This is a genomic window from Rhizobium herbae (genome assembly GCF_017873135.1).
GTDB classification, from domain to species: domain Bacteria; phylum Pseudomonadota; class Alphaproteobacteria; order Rhizobiales; family Rhizobiaceae; genus Pararhizobium; species Pararhizobium herbae.
In genome coordinates, this window is the sequence record NZ_JAGGJV010000006.1 from 268,044 (window position 1) to 285,589 (window position 17,546).

Sequence of the window (17,546 nt, forward strand, 5' to 3'; positions counted from 1 at the left end):
CCATGGCGGAGAAATCGCAAGTCTCGGCAAACTACAGCACCTGGCCGGTTATCCTGGCACTGTCGATCGTCAGTGCGCCGCTTGTGCTGATGTATGCCTATCTCTTCCTCGACACGATCACCGACACGGCGGTGGGATCGCTCATTCCGGACAGTTTTACGCTGCGGCACTGGCGCTTTCTCTGGGAAACGCTGCCGGGCAAGCCGAATATCTGGCTCGTCACCCTCAATACGCTGATCTTCACGACGAGCGTGACCGCCGTCATCGTGCTCGTCTCGTCCATGGCCGGCTACGTGCTGTCGCGGCTCAACGTGCCGGCGCGCGGCTTCTTTTTGGCCGGCGTCATGGTGCTCCATGCGTTTCCCTCGGTGACGCTGATCATCGCCATCTTCATCGTGCTGCAGATGATCGGTCTCTACAATTCGCTGATCGGCGTCATCCTGGTGAAGGCCGCCATCGACCTGCCGCTCGGCATCTGGCTGATGAAGGGTTTCTACGACACGGTGCCGTGGGAAATCGAAATGGCCGGGGTCGTCGATGGCGCGTCGCGCTTCCGGGTCTGGCGCAGTCTGGTGCTGCCGCAGGTCCGGCCCGGGATCATGGCGCTGGGGCTGTTTTCCTTCCTGTCCGGCTGGAGCGAATTCATCCTGCCGCAGGTGCTGGCCCCCGGCGGTAAGGTGCAGGTGCTGTCGGTCTATTTGTCGAGTTTGATCGCCGACGACAACAATTTCGATTTCGGCACCTTCAAGGCCGTCGGCGTCTTCTACATCGTTCCGGTGCTGATCGTTTACGCACTGTTCCACAAATACCTGATGAACATTTACGGCGGCGGGAGCAAAGGCTGATGCGCGTCCTTCTCGACAATTTTTCCAAGAGTTTCGGCACCACCAAGGTCATCGAGAACATGACGCTCGAGGTCGGCCATGGCGAGATGCTGGCGCTTCTCGGCCCTTCCGGCTGCGGCAAGTCGACGACGCTGTTTGCCATCTGCGGCATTCACCGGCCGACCGGCGGCCGCATCCTGTTCGGCGACCGCGACGTCACGGATCTGCCGAGCCAGGCGCGCAACATCGGTGTCGTCTTCCAGTCCTATGCGCTCTATCCGCATATGACGGTCGCCGAAAACATCGGCTTTCCGCTGAAGGTGAAGGGAATGCCCGGCGAAGACATCCGCAAGGAGGTCGATCGCATTTCCGGGCTCGTCCATATCGGCAATCTCCTCGGCCGGCGGCCGGCCGAGCTTTCCGGCGGCCAGCAGCAGCGCGTGGCGCTGGCGCGCGCCCTGGTGCGAAAGCCGGACGTTCTGCTCCTTGATGAGCCGCTCGCCAATCTCGACGCCAAGCTGCGTCTCGAAATGCGCTCGGAAATCCGGCGCATCCAGCGCGAAACCGGCATCACCGCGATCCTGGTAACGCATGACCAGGTCGAGGCGATGAGCATGTGCGACCGCATCGCCATCATGAAGGAGGGCGAGATCGTCCAGATCGCCACACCGGCCGAAATGTACAACGATCCGCGCACCGCATTCGTCGCCGGCTTCCTCGGCAATCCGCCGATCACCTTCCTGCGCGGTGTCATGGCCAACGGCGCCTTTGCGATACCCGACAGCGAAATCCGTGTTCCCTTGCCGGTCTCCATCGCAGCATCGGAAGGTACAAAGTTGATGCTCGGCGTGCGGCCCGAACATTTCACGCCGGCTGGCGACATTGCCGTTTCCGGCAAGGTGACCTTCGCCGAAACCCAAGGGCGCGAAAATCTCTACGATGTCTCGCTCGATGGCGGTCCGTTGCTGCGATCGATCCAGCCGGTTCGCCATGATGTCAACATCGGCGATGCGGTTACCTGGGCGATCGACAGCAAAGGCGTTCTGGTGTTTGCCGATGACGGACGGAGGCTCTGATGTCCCGCGATTTTTCCGCATTCTTCGAGCGCTACGGCTGGCCTGCCGGCAAAGGAAAGCTTCCATTCTGCATCGGCCATCGCGGCGCGAGCGGCCATGCGCGCGAAAATACACTTGAGGCATTTCTGCTGGCATCGGATCTCGGTGCCGAGATGTGGGAACTGGATACGCAGCTGACGAAGGATGGCATTGTCGTCGTATCGCATGACGACCACCTTGCGCGCGTCTTCGGCGTCGATCGCCATATCTCGCAGATGACAGCCGCCGAGCTTGGAGAGTTGGAGGGCGTCAACGTCCCGACTTTCGAGGCGGTGGCTGCGCTCGCCCGCAAACTCGAAACGGGCCTTTACATCGAACTCAAGGCTTCCGGCACAGGTATCTTCTGCTGGCAGCATCTGCGGCAGATGGGCCAGCGCTTCGCCTGCCTCGGCTCGTTTGACACAGCGCAGGTGCGCCAATTGCGTGATGCGGGTTGCGACTTCCCGCTTTCGGTTCTGGTGCGCATTGGCCACGATCCGCACGCGCTCGGCGCCGAGGCCGGCGCCGATATCCTGCATCTTTGCTGGGAAAGGGCAGGGGAGCGGCCACAGGATCTGGTAACAACGGACTTGATGCGGAAAGCCTTTGACGAAGGCAGGGAGATTGTCCTCTGGCACGAGGAGCGACCGGCCATTCTCCGGGATATCGTGCAGCTTCCCGTGCTCGGCATCTGCACGGATTTACCAGATCTGATGCGTCCCCCGAAGGATGAGGAACTGAGACTTGGCTGACAAGGACAATGGACCGCGCAAGGTGACGTCGTTCGACGTGGCGCGCGTGGCGGGTGTCTCGCGCGCGGCCGTTTCGCGTGCCTTCACGCCGGATGCGAGCGTATCGCCAAAAACCCGGGAAAAGGTCTATCAGGCAGCCAAGGAGCTCGGCTACCGGGTGAACTATCTTGCGCGCAGCCTCACCAACAAGCGTTCCGATCTCGTCGGCCTTGTCGCTGCCGGCCTCGACAATCCGTTCCGCACGATGCAGATCGAGCATCTGGCAAGGGCGCTGCTGGCGCGCAATTTCCGCCCGATCCTGCTGCCGACCTCGAAGGAGGCCGACACATCCGCCGTTATCGGCCAGCTGCTGCATTATGCGGTTTCCGGGGTCATCGTCACATCAGACGCGCCGCCGACGGAGATTTGCGAGCAATGTGCGGCCGAAGGCGTGCCGATCGTGCTGATCAACAAGGGCGAGGACATTCCCTTCGTCGACAGGATCGTTTCGGACGACCGCGCGGCGGGGCATCTTGCCGCCGATCACCTTTTTGAAAGCGGCGTGCGCGCGCCGGCCGTCATGGCCGCACCGGTGGTGTCCTACACGGCGCGTCGCCGCAGCGAGGCTTTTCTCAGCCGCTGCAGGCAACTCGGATTGGAAGCGCGGCTGATCGCACTGCAGATCAACGATTATCAGAACGGCTATAGTGCTGCCGGCGATCTCGAGACGCTGGGCGTCGACGGCGTCTTCTGCGCCAACGACTACATGGCTTGCGGCGTTGTCGACCGTCTGATGCGCGATCTCGGCCGTCAGGATACGCCGCCGATCCGGATCGTCGGCCATGACGACATTCCGCAGGCGAGCTGGGCCGCCTACGCGCTGACGACCATCCGCCAGCCTTGCGATCTCCAGGCCGATCAGACCATCGACCTGCTGATAAGCCGGATGGCCGAGCCCGATATGACCGCGCGCGTCGAGTTCACGCCGGTGTCGCTGATCAAGAGAAGGACTGCATGATGCCTGCCATATTCGATCCCTCGGCCATCCAAGCTCGCGCCGAGGCGGCGATCCGCGTTGCGCGGCAGGTGGGACGCGACGCCGCCCGTTTCCGGCAGGAGGCGAAGGCCGGCACCTTGCATGTCGAAAACAAGGGGCTGCAGGATTTCGTGACGGTTGCCGACAGGCAGGCGGAAAAGGCAATCCGCGACGGCCTGCTGGCGCAGTTTCCCGAGGATACGTTCATGGGCGAAGAAAGCGGCGGACAATCCGGAACGGCTGGAACCTGGGTTGTCGATCCGATCGACGGCACGACGAACTATATTCGCGGCTTCCGCCATTGGGGCGTTTCGATAGCCTTCTTGAACGAGGACCATATCGAGATCGGCGTGATCTACGATGCGGCGCAGGACAGGGTCTTCCATGCCATTCGTGGCGGTGGTGCCTTCAAGGACGGCGAGGAGATTCATGCGGCCGTAACCACCGATCCGTCCCAAGGCATGATCATTCTCGGCCATTCCCGCCGCACCAGCTTCGACGACTATCAGGCAATTTCCAAACGGCTGTATGAGCGCGGAATGGATTATCGCCGCATGGGTGCCGCAGCGATCGGCCTGATCCGTGTGGCCGAGGGCGTGGCCGATCTCTATTACGAACGGCATCTCAATGCCTGGGATATGCTTGCCGGCGTGCTGATTGCGCAGGAGGCCGGGGCGAAAGTGGGCATGCCTGGCCTTCGCGATCTCCTCGACGACGGCGGCCCGGTGATCGCCTATTCGGCCGGGATGGAAAGCGAGTTCGCCTTCCTTCTCAACCTGGAAGGATTGGTTGCTTCCAGCCGCTAGCCGGCCATGCGGTTCGACCAGGCACGCGCTGTCGCTGTTGCCTCGTCGGTGGTGATCTGGTCGGGTTTCAGCGCCATCAATGCCGAAAAATCATGCCACTCCGCATCGCTGAAACCACCTGCCGGGTTCTTCAGCGTGAAGGTCCATGCATCGACACGCTTGCCTTCGCTCCGGCAGAGGGAAACCATGTCGAGACCGTCGCGTGCCGCCTGTAAAAGCAGCGACCATTGCAGATAGACGGTGTCCGGCTCCGTCGGGCCGCTGATGACGGCAAGCAGGCTCTTCTCCACCGCTTTCAAGCCGCCCTGCCGGTAGATATCAATGAGCGTATCGGTCGGATCGATGCCGCGCAGCAGGTGTGGCAGCTTTTCCTTGACCGCGACGATGAGATCGAGACAGTGACCACTGACGATCACCGAAGCGTTCATGCTCTGAAAATGCGCCGCCAGATGTGCGATCCCTTTCTCGCCGATCGTCTCGTAATCGTCCTTCATGTCGAATTGCAGTAGCGCATCGGGATGCGCCGATTGCAGCATGGCGGCAAGGTCTTCGCTGAAGGTCAGCGCCCTGTCGCCGTCGCGCATGCGGGCGTCACGCAGATCGTCGGGGCTTTTTTCGGTTATCCGGCCGCGTCCCGTCGTTTCGCCGTCAAGCGCTTCGTCATGCAATACGACGAAGCCACCATCGGCGCGCACCCGCAGGTCGAGTTCCATCGATGCACCAAGCGAAAAACCCGCCCGCATGACGTCCAGGGAAAACAGCGGGTCGGTGAGTTGCCGGCGAAGCCGGTGCCATTTCAGCCGGACGGGATGATCTAGGTATTCAATCTGTAGGTCCGACACAGTGGATATACTCACTTCGATTATTTCTCTTCAGAAGCCCACATGCTCTCCCACATCTATTCGGTCATCAAACCATCGAAGACTTCGAGCATTGCGTCTGCAATGGCCTTGCCCAGAGCGGTTCCATTTTCCTGGAGGGCCGCCTCGTCCATATCGCGTGCCGCCAGCGCAAGTGCGGCTCCCTCGGCCATGACGATTTCCTGCGCCCGCTGGATTGCCCAAAGAGCAAAATCGCTGCGACCATTGATTTCCACGGTATCCATTTGTCTATCCATTGCTGCATCGTTTGTTGCGGGCTGGGCGCCGCATCTCTTTCCAGTCCAACCGGTATCTCCAATAGCAGGGGAAGGCTGTCTTACAAAGGGCGGCGTGGTGGGCATGCCGCTCCTCCCGCCGAGCGGAAAACACGCTTGTAATCTTCCAGGCATGTTCGAGAGTCACGAGAAAGGCATTCATGGAGATGGCTATGATGGATGATCACAAGGCGGTGCTGGTTCGCATAACAGGAAGGGTGCAAGGCGTGGGTTTCCGCGTCTGGACGCGCCAGCAGGCGCAACGTCTCGGCCTGACAGGCTGGGTTCGCAACGAAGACGATGGATCGGTGAGGGCCTTGATCGCCGGGCCGGATTCGGCAGTCTCATCCATGCTGAAACAGTTTGGGAACGGACCTCCCGGCGCGTCGGTTTCGAGCGTCGATATGGAAACAGCCTCTCCTGACTTGGTACCATCAGGGTTCCGCATCACGAAATAGCGATTGGAACAAGGCGTGGTCGGATCGTGGATCTGAGAGATCGTGTTCCTACATATTGTTTTGATGGAAATTTTCGAGCTCGCGCCCCGCGTACCGAGCATGTGCAACATTATCGCTTGTCCATGACGCAATGCAGCAATAAAAGGGTGATCGACATTTTGCCGTCAGACATCAAAAACGGGGAACCATAAAGCGCGTACGTCATATCCATGAACAATAGGAGACTTCTATGTCCATTGCACTCAACACCATCGACGGCCTCGGCCTCGGCGCAATTTCCGGCACAACCGTAGCATCCCTGGTCAAGGCCTATCGGGAATCTGCCGGTTACAGCATTGAGGATCTTGCGGTGACATGCGGACTGGCGAATTCCGAGATTTCGGCGATCGAGGACGGCAATGATGCTGATCCGGCGAAGCTAAGGAGGATTGCTACGGCACTCCAGGTTCCCGTAACGGCCTTGCTGACCACTGATTCCTAAACCTGATTTTGGCTCGGCCACCTGTTTGAGACAGTGGCGTGGACAAACGGGATTGCCGCACTCACGGCGTCGGATTTTCCACTATCGAGGCACAGACTGCGAGACGGGGTTGGAACCAGAATACTCCAAAACCCCGGCGCGCTCCTTCTCAGACAAAGACACCCAACATTTGTATCATCTGGTCGGCTAATCCCGGCACGCGGCGGCCTACTGGCACGCGGCGCCGCTCTCGACCCAGGCGGCGATCAGTTCGCCGAACACGGCCTGCGAGCCGGGAACCGGTTCGCGTCCGGCACCCGGCTGCCAACCCCAGCCGACGAGGCTGTCATGGGTCATGTGTTCGGTGATCTCGGCGAGCGTCTTGCCGCCATTGCGTTCCGGGTCCTTGATCTGGCGACAGATTTCCGCAAGCGACTTACCCTCCCACGCCATCTCGATCGGGGCCAGATGCCAGGCGGGGTTGCCGGGGATGCTCTTCAGCGTTTCCGCTTGGCCCACTACCGAGACATTGGCAGCGCCGTGGCAGGTGTTGCAGGTCATGCCCGGCATGCCCATGCCGCCCTCTCCACGCGAAACCGGCGGTTGGTGCGGGTGCATGGCCATAGTCTGAAGCGGCCGCTCCGTTGCCGGATGGCAGTTGACGCATCGCGGGTGCTGGATCACCTTCCCGGCCTCCTCGAACAGCGCCCAGGAGCGCTGCTTCGCATCCGTGATGGACTGGAACTCGGCCGCTGGTTTGAGCGGCGCGGATTGTTCCGCCGGATTGTCCTGCGCAACCGAAAACGTGGCAGCGAAGAAGGAAGCAGCGACACCGATGGCGGCGGAAGCGAATACGAATTTTTTCATGGTCGATCCCTCACGACGTCACGACATTGACGATCGGCAGCCGGCGCACCGGGCTGCCGGTCAGTCGCCGCCAGGCATTGGCAACCGCAGGTCCGATGGGCGGAACACCCGGTTCGCCGACGCCGGTCGGTTTCTCCGTCGAGGCAATTATCGCCACATCGACCGCCGGCATCTCGTTGATGCGCAGCGAGCGATAGTCGTGGAAGTTCGACTGCACGATCTTGCCGCCCTCGCCAAGCGTCACTGCGTCGAAGAGAACGGCGCCAAGCCCATAGCCGATGCCGCCTTCCATCTGCGCCTTGATAACATTCGGGTTGATGGCAACGCCGCAATCGACCGCGCACCAGACCTTGTGCACGCGCGGTGCGCCATCATCGCCGGCCGAAATCTCGACGATCTGCGCCACGTAGGTACCGAAGCTCCTGACCACGGCGACGCCGCGGGAACGGCCGTCCGGCACGGTCGAGCCCCAGTCGGCCATCTCCGCGACCTTCTTCAGAGTTCCCATATGCCGTGGTTCGTTCGTCAACAGCGCAAGGCGTCCTTCGACGGGATCCTTGCCGACCTTCTGGAGCAGTTCGTCGACGAAGGTCTCGACGGCGAAGCCCGTATGCGTATGGCCGACCGAACGCCACCAGAGCGGCGGCACGGCGAGCTCAACATTGTGCGATGTGACACGCAGGTTGGGGATCACATAGGGCAGGTTGGAAGCGCCTTCGACCGACGTTTCGTCAAGGTCCGCCTTGCCCATGATCGATTGGCCGACGATCACCTGGTCCCACGCAGTGATCCGGCCTTCCGCGTCGATCGCGCCTCGCATCTTGTGCGCATACATCGGTCGGTAATAGCCGCCGCGGATGTCGTCTTCGCGTGTCCACATATGCTTGACCGGCCGCGTGCGGTCGGTCGCCGCATAGACCGCGGCTGCTTCCTGCATATAGGGAGAGCCGAACTGTGCCTTGCGGCCGAAGCTGCCGCCGGTGAGTTGTGTATTGACCCTGACTTTTGAGGGATCGAGCCCAACGATCTTGGCCGCCGTGGCGAGATCCATGCCGGGAAACTGCGCGCCGGTATAGATATCGAGCGAACCGTCCGCGGCCTTCATGAACACTGCGTCAAGCGGCTCCATCGGGGCGTGGGCGAGGAAGGGAAAGACGAGTTCGGCCTCAAGCGTCTGCACGCCGTCCTTGCTGAAGGCAGCTTGAACATCTCCGTTGTTCGTCGCTTCCAGGCCCTTTTCGGCGAAGTTCTTGGCGTAGTCGGCCTCAAGCGCCTTGCTCGATCGCGTCTCCGCCTTGGAGAGGTCCCACTCAATTTTGAGGCTGTCGCGGCCCTTGAGCGCCGCGAACGTGTTGTCGGCATAGACGGCGACGCCCTGCGGCACCTGCTTGACGTCGATGACGCCCTTGACCTTGCGCGCCTCGCTGTCGTCGAAGGATTTCACCGACGCTCCGAAATGATCGGGATGCGCGACCACGGCGATCAGCATGTCGTCGGTGGCGATATCGAGTGTGAAGATCGCCGTGCCGTTGGTTTTGCCGATGGTATCGAGCTTCGGCAGCTCCTGGCCGATCAGAACGAATTGCGAAGGGTCCTTCAGTTTCGGATTTTCCGGCGGGGTCTGCGTTGCCGCCTTGACGGTCAGCGCGCCGAAGCCGCTCTCCTTGCCGGAGGCCGCGTGCTTGATGCGGCCCTTCTCGACGGTGATTTCACCGACCGGAACGCCCCATTCCTCTGCCGCTGCTGCGACAAGCATCGCCCGCGCCGTCGCTCCGGCCTTGCGTAATTGCTCGTAGGAATTGCCAATCGACGTCGATCCGCCGGTTCCCTGAAGTCCGAAGGCGAGGTTGGCATAGACCTTGTCGTCGGCGGGGGAATGGACAGCCCGCATCTGCGACCAGTCGGCGTCAAGCTCCTCGGCGACCAGCGTCGCTAGCCCCGTGAACGGCCCCTGGCCGAATTCGATGTGTTTGGAAAGCACCGTCACGGTGTCGTCGGCGCCGATCTTGACGAAAGCGTTCAACGCAGTCAGCGCATCTTCTCCGCCGGCCTGAACGCCCTTGGTGGCAGCAAACGCCGACAGGCGCGGTGTCAGCGCAAGCCCGATGACAAGGCCGCTTCCTGCAAGAAAAGCGCGTCGTGTGGTAGAAATCTGTTGCAGTGTCATGGCTCAACCCTCCATCGCATCGGCGGCATTGTGGATAGCCTGCCGGATTCGGTGGTAGGTTGCGCATCGACAGAGGTTTCCGGCCATTGCGCCGTCGATATCCGCATCGTTCGGCTTTGGTGTGACCTGGAGAAGGGCGACCGCCGACATGATCTGGCCGGATTGACAGTAGCCGCATTGGGGAACGTCGATAGCAACCCAGGCAGCCTGTACAGCCTTGGCCTCCGGGCCGTCGATGCCCTCAATCGTGATCACCTCGGACCCATCGACGGTGGAAATCGGCGTGATGCAGGAGCGCCGTGTCATGCCGTCCAGATGCACCGTACAGGCTCCGCATTGCGCGACGCCGCAGCCATATTTGGTACCCGTCAGCTTCTCGAAATCACGGATCACCCAGAGCAGGGGCGTATCCGGATCTCCATCGAAAGAGCGTTCTTTTCCATTCAATGTGAAAGTAACCACGGTGAAGCCTCGCAATTGTTCCGGCGCCAGAATGGGCGGCTTGAAATGGGAAGATGATCTTCAGCAGCATGTTGATAACAGGAGGTAGTGAGCGATCCGAATTTTTCTAGGGCATCTTGCGGGATGTGATCGGAATTCCGTTCGGCGAGAGCTTTGCGCGTTGCGCGATCAACCTAGATTTGACCGTCCGCACAACGATACGGTCAACGCATTCGGCGAGGATTTTTGCTTCACGCGAGCGTACGATGACCTTGAATTGTCGGACGGCCGCCGACCCAGACGGTGGCTATATTCGGCTTCGAGGCGGTATAGATGATCTTTTGCAGGATGGCCTCTCCGCGATCGAGATCGTCCCACAGGCGGATGGTCCCGTTTTCGGCCGTGGTGTCGATCACCAGCGCGTCGAACTGATATCCCGGTTCGAACCGGCCGATCGGCAAATCCAGCGCGATGCCGCCGCCGGTGGTGGCGAGATAGAAAGCATCGCGAAAATCGACGCGGCTGTTTGCCTGCCTGCTTCTTGCCTCGGGCGGAAGATTGGGATCGGTGCCGGTTTCCAGCATGCGCGAAACCATGATCGCGCCGCGCATGGCATCGAACATGGAACCGATCGGTCCGCCGGAAATATCCGTACCGAGCCCCACATGCAGCCCTTTTTCCAGCGCCGCCTTCAGGGGAAACACCGCATTGGCAAAATAGGCGTTCGACACCGGACAATGGGCCACCGCCGCTTGCCGCACCCGGATCGTTTCCATGTCCGGCGGCGTCAGAAAATTCGAATGGGCGAGCACGCTGCGCCGGCCGAGCAGTCCGAAGCGTTCGAGGCTCCCGGTGTCGGTCATCCCGTGGCGTTCAAGTACGTAACCATGCGCCCAGTCGCTTTCGGAGCAATGGGTCTGGACATGGCACCCGCAGCTCTTGGCAAGCGCCCCCAGGCCTTCCAGCGCGGCATCGGTGCAGGAGGGAATGAAACGCGGGGTGATCACTGGCCGGACAAGGGCTTCGCCATTATCCGGATGCGCATGGATATAGTCGATCAGAGCCTGTGTGCCGCCGATCGCTGCCTCCGGCGATGCATCGCGGTAATAGTCCGGGCACTGGTCCGGATTGTCCATCGCCACCTTGCCGATCAGAGCCCGCTGTCCGCGCTCCAGGCAGATATCCGCGAGAAGGCGGCTGGCGTCCTGATGGATGGTGGCAAAGTACAGGGCCGTGGTCGTGCCGCCTGCCAAGAGATCATCGACAAGCAGCCCGTAGCTTCGCTTGGCAAAGGCGATATCGGCATACCGCGCTTCGAGCGGGAACGTGTACTGGTGCAGCCAGACCTCGAGCGGAACGTCGAGGGCCTGCCCAAGCTGCGGATATTGCGGCGCATGGACGTGAAGATCGACAAAGCCCGGCAGGAGAAAAGCGCCCGCGGGCAGGGTAACGAGGTTTCCTTCTGCCGAGAGCGTCCGCTTCTCTGCCTCATAGTCCGCGTCGCCGGGCCGGAGGATAGAGATGATCGCCCCATCCTCGCCGATCGTGATCAGTGCATCCGTGAGTTCATCGACTGTCCCGCGCTCGGGCATGTGGAAGCCGGAAGCGACAAGTGTCTTGCCACGAAGATCGGTCATGCCGCCTGCACATTCGTTCCGTAGGTGATGCCTTTTTCCTTCAGCCAGCGGCGATAGGCGATGGAAGAGGCGTCGGCGCGGGTCGGGATTTCCGAGCGCGGCTCGAGCGGAAGCAGGCGCGGTCGCTGGTTTTCCAGGATGATGCGGTCCTGCAGGAAGATCAGTTGCTGGAAATGGATGAGTTCCGTCAAGGTCGAGACGTCATCGATCAGGAACATCACCGGATGCGCCCGGCAGCGATCCGGGTCCAGCGGCTGCACGAACAGGCAGATGACATCCCAGCGGTTGGCAGAGTTCGGGCAGGTCTTGTAGAGGATGGTCGCGAAGGGATTGGCGACGCGGTACATATATTGCGTCATGATTCCGCCGGTCGCCGACAGTGCCGCCTGCGGCTGGAAGAACTGGCAGTTGGTTGCCCAGACTTCGTCGACGTCGCGGCGGATTTCGGTGGTGTAATGCAGCACTTCCGTATGCGGCTCGGCACCGAGAATATCGGTATGGACGAAGGGGAAATGCGCCATGTCGAGGAAGTTCTCGACGATGCGCAGCCCGGATGCTTTCACCGAGATCGCACCGCAGACGATGATGCGGCGGTCGTCTTCTTGCGTTTCCGGGATAGGCAGTACATCGGTTTCCGGCTGCCCAAGCGTCACCCAGAGGTAGCCGTAGCGCTCGGTTGCCTGGAGAGGCTCGCTGCGATCTGCCGCATGCACCGTAATCGCCCCATCGGCTGTGCGGTTCACCGTCAGGTCGACTCCGAGCAGCCGGTTGGCCATCGTGCCCTCGGCAATATCCTGCAGCGCCTCGATGCAATACCACTGGTCGAGGGCGGCCTTTTCGGCGGGTCTGCTCATGGTGCGGTCCTCTTTGTTGGTGTTCACTGGCGGTAGATGCGGTTCATCACGCCCTCATGGGCCGACATCGCGGCTTCGACATCGAAGCCCGTGAACTCGCCCTTCCGGACGATCTCCCGGCCGTTGATGAAGGAATAATCCACCTTGAACGGGCCGCACATCACGAGCGCTGCCAATGGATCGCGCTGCGTGCCGGAAAGCCCAAGCTGGTTCAGTTTCACCGCGATAAAATCGGCGCTCATGCCGGGCGCAAGATAGCCGATATCGTCACGGCCGAGAAGGGCGGCCCCGCCGCGTGTGGCCATTTCCAGCGATTCCCGCGCCGACAATGCCTTCGGCGTACCGCCGAAACCGCCGCGTCCACCGGGCTTTTCCGAGAGGTAGTGATGCGGCGCGACGCGTTGCAGCATCATCGCCAGCCGCGCTTCCATGAACATGTTGGACGTGTCGTTGGAGGCGGAGCCATCGACGCCGAGACCGACCTTGACGCCCTTATCGAGCATTTCGCGGATCTTGGCGATGCCCTGGCCACAACGCATATTGGCCGACGGGCAGTGCGCGACGCCGGTGCCGGTTTCGGCAAACCGGTCGATCTCCTCGCTGGTCATGAAGATCGAATGGGCAAACCAGACGTCCGGCCCGAGCCAGCCGACGGATTCGGCGAACTCCACCGGCCGCATGCCGTAGATCTCGTGGCAGTATTTCTCCTCGAACAGCTCTTCGGCCAGATGCGAATGCAGATGCACGCCCGTATGTTTACGGGCGAGCTTTGCCGCCTCACGCATCAGATCCGGCGTCACCGAGAAAGGCGAACAGGGCGCAAGGATGATCCGGCTCATCGAATGACGCGAATTGTCGTGATACCGGCCAATCAACCGTTCGGCATCGAGAAGGATCGCATCTTCCTTCTCGACGCAGCGATCCGGCGGCAGGCCACCCTGACTTTCGCCGCGCGACATTGCACCGCGGGCCGCGTGAAAACGCAGGCCGATATCGCGGGCGGCATCGATGGTGGCATCCAGCGTGCAGTTGTTCGGCAGGATATAGAGATGGTCGGAGCTGGTGGTGCAGCCGGAATGGATGAGTTCTGCCATCGCCACCCGGGCGGAAATGCCGATGGCATCGTCGTCCAGTTCCGACCAGATTGGATAAAGCGTCTTCAGCCAGACCAGCAGCTCGTCGTCCTGCACCATCACCCGGGTGAGGTTCTGGTACATGTGGTGGTGCGTGTTGACCATGCCGGGCATGACGATGTGGCCGGAGAGATCGAGAGTCTCATCGGCCTGCAGATGGGCCAGTTCTCCGCTGGTACCGACGGCCTCGATGATATTGTCGCGCACGAGAATGGCGCCGTTGGTCAATTCGCCACGGGTATCGTCGAAAGTGGCGAGATGATCGATGTTCTTGACGAGCAGGCTGGGCATTTCAACTCCGATACGGGCGTCTAGCGGACGTCGCGGAAATAGGGTTCGCCAAGGGCGGCCGGTGCCGCCATGACACGGCGCATGCGTTGCCAGGCAAGAACCGGAACGATGATGAGGGCGATAGTACCGAGATAGGGCAGCATCGACAGCACGGCAGGCGCCACCGGCCAACCGCGGGCTTGGCCGACGAAGCCGAGCGCGGTGATCAGCCCGAAGAGCAGGCCGGACAGCACCGCCGGGATCGGCCGGTAGCCTGCAAAAATCACCAGCGCGACCGCGATCCAGCCGCGCCCGGCCACGACCCCGTCCGACCACGATGGTACGAAAGCGAGCGTGAGATAGGCGCCGGCACCGGCGGCCAGAGCCGAGCCCGCTGTCACATAGGCGAAGCGGATCGCATTGACCGGAATACCCGCAGCGTCGGCTGCCGCCGGGTTCTCGCCGACTGCACGCAGGTTGAGGCCATGGCGGGTCTTGAACAGCAGATAATGCAGGGCGATCGGCAGGATGATATAGATCAGGTATACGAGGATATTCTGCGAAAACAGCGCCTTGCCGAGAATGGGAAGCTGACTGAGCAGCGGGATTTCGATACGCTCGAACACCGCACGCGCCGGCATGCCGGAATAGGAGCGGCCGATGGTGGAGGCGAGGCCGGTGCCCATCAGCGTCAGCGCCAGACCGCACAGCACCTGGTTGGCGCGCAGCCAGACGGTCGCGGCCGCAAACACCATGCCGAACAGCGCGCCGACGGCAAGTGCCGCGAGAAATCCGAGCATCGGATACGGCGTCGCCGTCACGGTGGCGATCGCGGTGATCGCCCCCATCGCCATCAGCCCCTCGGCACCGAGATTGACCACGCCGACACGTTCGGCGAGCACCTCGCCAAGGGCCGCCAGCGCCAGAACGCCACCGGCGAGAAACGCGGTCGAGAAAAGTCCGGTCAGAAGGTCCATGTCTTTTCTCCTCAGATCTTGATGCGCGTGATGCGGTAATGCGCCAGTTCGTCGCCGATCGCGGTCAGGAACAGGATGAGGCCGGTGATCGCCAGCACCGCCGAGGTGGTCAGCCCCTGTGTCTGCAGGATGATGCCGGCATTCAGGATCAGCGCCATCAGGGCCGCCGAAAAGATCACGCCGACGCAGGAATTGCGGGCAAGCACTGCGACCATGATGCCGAGGTAGCCGAAGTTGTTGGAAATTCCGCCCTGCAGCCGGTGCACGGTGCCGGCGATCTCGAACATGCCGGCAATGCCCGCGACCATACCGGACAGCAGCATGACGGTGATGATATGGCGGCGCACCGGGATGCCGGCATATTTGGCGGCCGACGGATTGGAACCGGACAGTCGGACTTCATAACCCCATTTCGAATAGGACAGCACCAGCGCGAAACCGATCGCCATCAGCACGCCGAGCGGCAGCCCCCAGTGGACAAGGCCCCAGAATTCCGGAATTTCCGCTTTGACGCGCGGCGTTGCCGAATTGGACATGCCGACCCGATCGCGCCAGGGGCCTGTCGAGACGTAGTAGACCATCAGCGCAGCGACGAAATTGAGCAGCAGGGTGGTTATCAATTCGTTGACGCCGGCATAGGCGCGGGCAAGCGTCGGAACGAGGATCCAGATCATACCGCCGACCGCACCGGCGATGAACATCAAGGGCAGGATCAAGATCTCCGGGCCGGGCACGAACAGGCCGATTGCTGTCGCCGAAAAGGCCCCGGCATAGAACTGGCCTTCGGCACCGATGTTCCAGGCACCGATCTGCTGGCCGACGGCGACGGCAAGGCCTGTCATCAAGAGCGGGATCAGCAAGAGACACAGGTCCTCGATGCCATAGGTGGAACCGAAGGTGGCGCTGATCACCTGAATGCCGAGTTCGAGCGGCGCGGCGCCGGAAATTTCCAGCACGATCGAGGCGAGCAGCAGGGCAAGAAAGATCGCGGCGACACGAGCGCCGAGCGCAATGCCGGGATGGGCGGAAGGAAGGCGCTGAAGGCGCAGGCCGGAGAGCATCAGGCGACCTCTTTGGTCTGCTGGCGACCACCCATCAACAGGCCGATCTCGTCGATATCGACCTTGTCGTTGTCGATCACACCCATGATCTTTCCTTCATAAAGCACGGCAATCCTGTCGGAGAGATTGAGCAGTTCCTCCAGTTCCTCCGAAATCAGCACGATGCCGGCACCGGCGTCGCGCAGCTCGACGATGTATTTCAGCATTGTGTTGATGGCCCCAACATCCAGCCCGCGGCTCGGATAGGCGGCAACAAGCACCTTGCTGGCAATGCGCATCTCGCGGCGGGCGACAAGACGTTGCTGATTGCCGCCCGACAGGTTGCGGATCGGCATGCCGAAATCCGGAACAGCGACGTCGGCGACTTCAGCAATGTCCTTGGCAAGCGTGGTCGCAGCCCCCGGCCTATAGAGGCCTGCCGTGGTGACGGGCGGCTTCTTGTACTCGCGCATGACGGCATTGACGGTGACGCTGAGCGCCGGTGCCAGGCCGCTGTGCAGCCGGTCTTCCGGAATGTGGCCTATACCCATCTCGACGAATTCGGCGGCATTGGCGTGTGCAACCGGCTTGCCGTCGATGAGGATCTGGCCGGAGGAGGGCGCGCGGATACCCGTCAGTACCTGGCTCAACTCCCGCTGGCCGTTGCCTGCGACCCCGGCGATGCCGATGATTTCCCCGGCAAACACGTCGAGCGTCACGCCGTGCAGGGCGGAAAGCCCGGTTTCACCCAGCGCCGAAACAGTGTCGAGACGCAGCACGGGGTCCTTGGAAATCGGCGCTGCCCCCACCGGGCGCTGGCGCATGTCGGCCAGCACGATGTCGCGGCCGACCATCTGTTTGGCCAGCGAACGCGGATTGCAGTCCGCCGCTTGCTCGGTGGCGATCTTGCGGCCACCGCGCAGGATGGTGATGCGGTCGGAGATTTCCAGCACCTCGTCCAGCTTGTGGCTGATGAAGATGACGGCGTTGCCGCGGTTGCGGAACTCGCGCAGCGCCTTGAACAGTTCGCGCGCCTCGGCGGGCGTCAGCACGGCGGTGGGTTCGTCGAGGATCAGCACACGCGCCTCGCGGGCCAGCACCCGCAGGATTTCGACGCGCTGCTGTTCGCCGGTCGAAAGCTCGTTGATGCGGGCGCCGGGGCGGACTTGCAGATTGAATTTCGCGGCTAGCTCGGCCGTGCGGGCTTCCAGTTTCTGGGCGGAAGCGCGCTTCGGCGTCTTGTCCCAGCCGAGGTGGATGTTTTCAGCGACCGTGAACGCCTGCACCAGCTTGAAATGCTGATGCACCATGCCGATGCCAGCGGCGATCGCATCAAGCGGCGAGGCGAATTCCTTGGCATAGCCATCGATGATGATCTCGCCGGCATTGGGCCGGTAGATGCCGGTGAGGATGTTCATCAGCGTCGATTTGCCGGCGCCGTTCTCCCCGAGAAGCGCATGGATCTCGCCGGGCATGACGTCGAGGTCGACATCATGGTTGGCGATGACGCCGGGAAAGTATTTGGCGATGCCTTTCAGTTGAACGAGCGGTGGCGTTCCCGGCGGAAGAGGGAGGCTCGGCGTGGTATCATTCATCGAAGGCATCCGGCTGCGTGC

18 protein-coding genes are annotated in these 17,546 nt (G+C 61.7%); 7 read left to right on the forward strand and 11 right to left on the reverse strand.

The annotated features are described in order from the left end of the window. The first annotated feature begins 2 nt into the window (after positions 1-2). From J2Z75_RS17845 to J2Z75_RS17865, 5 genes are read left to right on the forward strand one after another with little or no spacing between them, the layout of a single operon-like run. A complete protein-coding gene (locus J2Z75_RS17845) occupies positions 3-845 on the forward strand; it encodes a carbohydrate ABC transporter permease (RefSeq protein ID WP_209854105.1) in 843 nt (280 codons plus the stop codon). Continuing rightward, a complete protein-coding gene (locus J2Z75_RS17850; RefSeq protein WP_209854106.1) occupies positions 845-1,900 on the forward strand; it encodes an ABC transporter ATP-binding protein in 1,056 nt (351 codons plus the stop codon). The genes J2Z75_RS17845 and J2Z75_RS17850 overlap by 1 nt, the downstream gene beginning before the upstream one ends. Beyond that, on the forward strand, positions 1,900-2,670 hold the full coding sequence (locus J2Z75_RS17855) for a glycerophosphodiester phosphodiesterase (protein WP_209854107.1): 771 nt from the start codon (positions 1,900-1,902) through the stop codon (positions 2,668-2,670). Before J2Z75_RS17850 ends, J2Z75_RS17855 begins: the two co-directional genes overlap by 1 nt. Then, complete coding sequence (locus J2Z75_RS17860) at positions 2,663-3,667, forward strand: LacI family DNA-binding transcriptional regulator (RefSeq protein ID WP_209854108.1); 1,005 nt, start codon at positions 2,663-2,665, stop codon at positions 3,665-3,667. The genes J2Z75_RS17855 and J2Z75_RS17860 overlap by 8 nt, the downstream gene beginning before the upstream one ends. Then, entirely contained in the window at positions 3,667-4,491 is an 825-nt protein-coding gene (locus J2Z75_RS17865) for an inositol monophosphatase family protein (protein ID WP_209854319.1), read from the forward strand. Before J2Z75_RS17860 ends, J2Z75_RS17865 begins: the two co-directional genes overlap by 1 nt. Here the strand turns inward: J2Z75_RS17865 and J2Z75_RS17870 are convergent. Together J2Z75_RS17870 and J2Z75_RS17875 are read right to left on the reverse strand one after the other, a co-directional pair. Next, entirely contained in the window at positions 4,488-5,357 is an 870-nt protein-coding gene (locus J2Z75_RS17870) for a glycerophosphodiester phosphodiesterase (protein WP_209854320.1), read from the reverse strand. The genes J2Z75_RS17865 and J2Z75_RS17870 overlap by 4 nt on opposite strands. A 32-nt stretch (positions 5,358-5,389) precedes the next feature. Continuing rightward, complete coding sequence (locus tag J2Z75_RS17875; RefSeq protein WP_209854321.1) at positions 5,390-5,596, reverse strand: hypothetical protein; 207 nt, start codon at positions 5,594-5,596, stop codon at positions 5,390-5,392. A gap of 203 nt (positions 5,597-5,799) precedes the next feature. Here J2Z75_RS17875 and J2Z75_RS17880 point away from each other — a divergent pair, with 203 nt between their 5' ends. Both J2Z75_RS17880 and J2Z75_RS17885 read left to right on the forward strand, forming a co-directional pair. Beyond that, positions 5,800-6,084 carry an acylphosphatase gene (locus tag J2Z75_RS17880; RefSeq protein WP_209854109.1) on the forward strand — a complete coding sequence of 95 codons (285 nt, stop codon included), beginning with the start codon at positions 5,800-5,802 and terminating at the stop codon, positions 6,082-6,084. Positions 6,085-6,313: 229 nt separating this feature from the next. After that, on the forward strand, positions 6,314-6,565 hold the full coding sequence (locus J2Z75_RS17885; protein WP_209854110.1) for a helix-turn-helix domain-containing protein: 252 nt from the start codon (positions 6,314-6,316) through the stop codon (positions 6,563-6,565). A 207-nt stretch (positions 6,566-6,772) separates the two neighbouring features. Here the strand turns inward: J2Z75_RS17885 and J2Z75_RS17890 are convergent, their stop codons facing one another. The 9 genes from J2Z75_RS17890 to J2Z75_RS17930 all read right to left on the reverse strand — a co-directional run bounded on the left by J2Z75_RS17890 (position 6,773) and on the right by J2Z75_RS17930 (position 17,525). After that, a complete protein-coding gene (locus J2Z75_RS17890) occupies positions 6,773-7,411 on the reverse strand; it encodes an Isoquinoline 1-oxidoreductase subunit (protein WP_209854111.1) in 639 nt (212 codons plus the stop codon). A gap of 10 nt (positions 7,412-7,421) precedes the next feature. Next, positions 7,422-9,578, reverse strand: coding sequence for a xanthine dehydrogenase family protein molybdopterin-binding subunit (locus tag J2Z75_RS17895; protein ID WP_209854112.1), 2,157 nt, complete (start codon positions 9,576-9,578; stop codon positions 7,422-7,424). A gap of 3 nt (positions 9,579-9,581) precedes the next feature. Then, positions 9,582-10,040 carry a (2Fe-2S)-binding protein gene (locus J2Z75_RS17900; RefSeq protein ID WP_209854113.1) on the reverse strand — a complete coding sequence of 153 codons (459 nt, stop codon included), beginning with the start codon at positions 10,038-10,040 and terminating at the stop codon, positions 9,582-9,584. Between the two features lie 230 nt (positions 10,041-10,270). Then, positions 10,271-11,656 carry a guanine deaminase gene (gene guaD, locus J2Z75_RS17905; protein WP_209854114.1) on the reverse strand — a complete coding sequence of 462 codons (1,386 nt, stop codon included), beginning with the start codon at positions 11,654-11,656 and terminating at the stop codon, positions 10,271-10,273. Continuing rightward, positions 11,653-12,510: an aromatic ring-hydroxylating oxygenase subunit alpha gene (locus J2Z75_RS17910; protein ID WP_209854115.1), complete on the reverse strand. Its 858-nt coding sequence runs from the start codon at positions 12,508-12,510 to the stop codon at positions 11,653-11,655. The genes guaD and J2Z75_RS17910 overlap by 4 nt, the downstream gene beginning before the upstream one ends. Positions 12,511-12,533: 23 nt before the next feature. Next, complete coding sequence (locus J2Z75_RS17915; RefSeq protein ID WP_209854116.1) at positions 12,534-13,934, reverse strand: 8-oxoguanine deaminase; 1,401 nt, start codon at positions 13,932-13,934, stop codon at positions 12,534-12,536. Positions 13,935-13,954: 20 nt separating this feature from the next. After that, a complete protein-coding gene (locus tag J2Z75_RS17920) occupies positions 13,955-14,890 on the reverse strand; it encodes an ABC transporter permease (RefSeq protein WP_209854117.1) in 936 nt (311 codons plus the stop codon). Positions 14,891-14,901: 11 nt separating this feature from the next. Next, positions 14,902-15,951: an ABC transporter permease gene (locus J2Z75_RS17925; RefSeq protein WP_209854118.1), complete on the reverse strand. Its 1,050-nt coding sequence runs from the start codon at positions 15,949-15,951 to the stop codon at positions 14,902-14,904. After that, the gene (locus J2Z75_RS17930; protein WP_209854119.1) at positions 15,951-17,525 is read right to left on the reverse strand and encodes an ABC transporter ATP-binding protein; all 1,575 of its coding nucleotides are present in this window, start codon (positions 17,523-17,525) and stop codon (positions 15,951-15,953) included. Before J2Z75_RS17930 ends, J2Z75_RS17925 begins: the two co-directional genes overlap by 1 nt. Positions 17,526-17,546 lie beyond the last annotated feature (21 nt).